This is a genomic window from Oscillatoria sp. HE19RPO, from assembly GCF_024220515.1.
In the GTDB taxonomy this organism is placed as follows: domain Bacteria; phylum Cyanobacteriota; class Cyanobacteriia; order Cyanobacteriales; family Laspinemataceae; genus Laspinema.
Window position 1 is genome coordinate 1 of sequence record NZ_JAMXOT010000459.1, and the last position, 2,424, is coordinate 2,424.

General features: G+C 46.5%; 6 protein-coding genes. 3 read left to right on the forward strand and 3 right to left on the reverse strand.

Translation table 11 applies throughout. From position 1 onward, the window contains the following. Window positions 1–265 (reverse strand): Uma2 family endonuclease (locus NG833_RS29465; RefSeq protein WP_254568824.1); only part of this gene is annotated, 265 nt, incomplete at its 3' end. Between the two features lie 184 nt (window positions 266–449). Then, window positions 450–680: a hypothetical protein gene (locus NG833_RS29470; RefSeq protein ID WP_309143898.1), complete on the reverse strand. Its 231-nt coding sequence runs from the start codon at window positions 678–680 to the stop codon at window positions 450–452. Window positions 681–1,170: 490 nt separating this feature from the next. Here NG833_RS29470 and NG833_RS29475 point away from each other — a divergent pair, with 490 nt between their 5' ends. The 3 genes from NG833_RS29475 to NG833_RS29485 are packed head-to-tail and all read left to right on the forward strand — an operon-like array spanning window position 1,171 to window position 2,037. Next, window positions 1,171–1,371, forward strand: coding sequence for a DUF433 domain-containing protein (locus tag NG833_RS29475; protein ID WP_254568829.1), 201 nt, complete (start codon window positions 1,171–1,173; stop codon window positions 1,369–1,371). Window positions 1,372–1,373: 2 nt separating this feature from the next. Next, the gene (locus NG833_RS29480; RefSeq protein ID WP_254568825.1) at window positions 1,374–1,694 is read left to right on the forward strand and encodes a nucleotidyltransferase family protein; all 321 of its coding nucleotides are present in this window, start codon (window positions 1,374–1,376) and stop codon (window positions 1,692–1,694) included. Then, window positions 1,684–2,037, forward strand: a complete 354-nt coding sequence (locus NG833_RS29485) for a DUF86 domain-containing protein (protein WP_254568826.1) — start codon at window positions 1,684–1,686, stop codon at window positions 2,035–2,037. Before NG833_RS29480 ends, NG833_RS29485 begins: the two co-directional genes overlap by 11 nt. Window positions 2,038–2,109: 72 nt before the next feature. Here NG833_RS29485 and NG833_RS29490 read toward each other — a convergent pair. Further along, on the reverse strand, window positions 2,110–2,424 hold a 315-nt coding region (locus tag NG833_RS29490), incomplete at its 5' end, for a Uma2 family endonuclease (protein ID WP_254568827.1).

Genomic DNA, 2,424 nt, shown 5'->3' on the forward strand with positions numbered 1-2,424 from the left:
CATCTTTGTAGTTGACTTTGACAGTGCTGCCGTAGAAGCGATTGGGTGAGTCGCCAAGATGTCGATCCATCTCACTCAGGAGGTTTATTGCAATCCGTGAATGGCGATCGCTAGAGCCGTTCATGGCGTAAACCAAACCCTGTCGGTATTCGTGGCGGATGGGGTTTTGGCGATCAAGGGCGAGATAGTCGTCGGGGCTGATATGGTGGGGAATGGCAATCATGAGTTGGGGTTGCTCAAGGGGTGACTCTCTCCAGTTTGACATACTCCCTCCGGACTGAAGGCGCGGGACTTAGAACCGTGAACAAAAAATTACCCTAATCTTGTTAAAATTATGCGCTTTTATAGGGGTATAAGGTAGGGTGAGCCGGTTCAGAAAATCAGTAATTGACCACAGGAGTTGAGGCAACCGGCCTACCCGACGGCCTCGATTCCAAACCACCTAACGGCTAAGTTGAGGGGCGGCTAGTATCCTTTTCCTCTTCACCTAGCTCTGTTGCTCCTCCACTCCAACCTGTTGTTAGACGATGCTGGCGCGATAAGTTTACAACTTTTCGGCCACTCTCAGCTTGCTGCTTTTGCAAATCAGCGAAAAGAGCTTTCAAGTCGTGGTTGAATGACCGTGAATACTCTTCGCGAATTCTGTGAATTTCTTCTACAATTGGGTCTTGATACATCATTAATATCCGAGAAGTTCATAGGGTGTACAAACATACAGACAGATGCCAACTGTCTCCCTATCTTAACCGGCAATGTGGTGATTCGGCTTCAGAGTTATTTACCCTGGGGCTTACTCGTTGACTTGGGGACCCTCATTGTGGCGGTTCCCCGATTCTCGAAGCGGATTGGCAGAATGAGACGGGTTTGCCCGATCGCAGGTGGTTGCCAGGGGTGGGCGACTATGGCGGTGGCTCCACTTCCCCCGGTTGGCCTTTTCCTCGGCGACGGATTATCTGCATGGCGTGGAAACCCAATTACCAGCGACTCTCTCGGTATGGCGGGATGAACTCTATCTGGAGTTTCATCGCGGTGGTTAGACCCCGCAGGCCGATCGCAAACTTGCCCATTGCCAGCCATAATGAGAACATGGGTTATTCCCTTGAGATGATGTCGTTACCGGCAAAATCAAAGTCATTAATCATTGAAAAAATTGAAACAGAGGTACAAACCATGAACTATGGCGATCGCATCACCCTAGAACCGGGCAAACGCAGTGGTAAACCCTGTATTCGTGGAATGCGAATCACCGTTTATGATCTGCTGTCTTATTTAGCCTCTGGCATGACCTACCCAGAAATCCTAGATGACTTTCCCTATCTTACCCAAGAAGATATCTTAGCTTGCCTGAATTCTAAACAGAGGGGGGTTTAGTCATGGTGAAACTTCATGGTTTAAATGATTGTAATTTTTGGGAAGTGTATGGGGTGTTAAAACAGTATCTTCCTCAAGTTCAGTTAACCTACGGTGTTAAATCTTTGGGAGTTTTTGGTTCTTTTGTTCGCGGAGAAATGACCGATAGTAGTGATTTAGATGTTTTGGTTGAGTTTGAGGGGACACCCACGTTCCGAAACTATATGGATTTAAAGTTTTTCTTAGAGGATTTATTCGGACGGAAGGTGGATTTGGTTATTCAGGGAGATATTAAGGCTCAGATTCGAGACAGGATTTTAAAAGAGGTGGTCTATGTCTCGTGATCTAAGGCTATATTTGCAGGATATTTGTATTTGCATTGATAAAATAAAAGATTACATAGAGGGAATGGATTATTCCGACTTTGTTGGAGACCCCAAAACCTTAGATGCGGTGGTTCATAATTTGCTGATTATTGGGGAGGCAACTAAACAGATTCCCGATTCTCTGAGGCAGCAATATCCCGAAATTCCCTGGCGACAGGTTGCAGGGTTAAGGGATGTAATTGCCCATACTTATTTTATAGTTAATCCTCAAATAGTTTGGGATATTATTCAGGTTGAGCTTGACCCCTTATACCGAATTATTATGCTTATGCTAAATGATGATAATCTAGTTAATGAATGACAGGATATCTGTCTAAACACAGCCGAGATACCTCTGATAGCGCTGCTGCAATAGCAGGGGTCATAGAGAGAGTTAATCCAGACCGCGATAGAGCCGATCGCTAGGAAATTCAAGGTCAAGGCTAGTGAGGGTGATGCGATCGCCCGCCTCATAAATGGTAGTTTCCCAAGTATCGGCAGCGATGCGGCGACGGCATTCAACGCGCTGGCTGTCTTGGGAAATGAGGACGTATTCTTCCAGGCGATCGAGGTTTTGGTAGTCGGTGAATTTGAGGTCCCGATCAAAGGCTTCGGTACTGCTTGAAAGGACTTCGGCGATGAATTTGGGATAGCGTTTAATATAGCGGTCTTGGCGATCGCGCGGGTCACAAGTCATGAAAGCATCGGG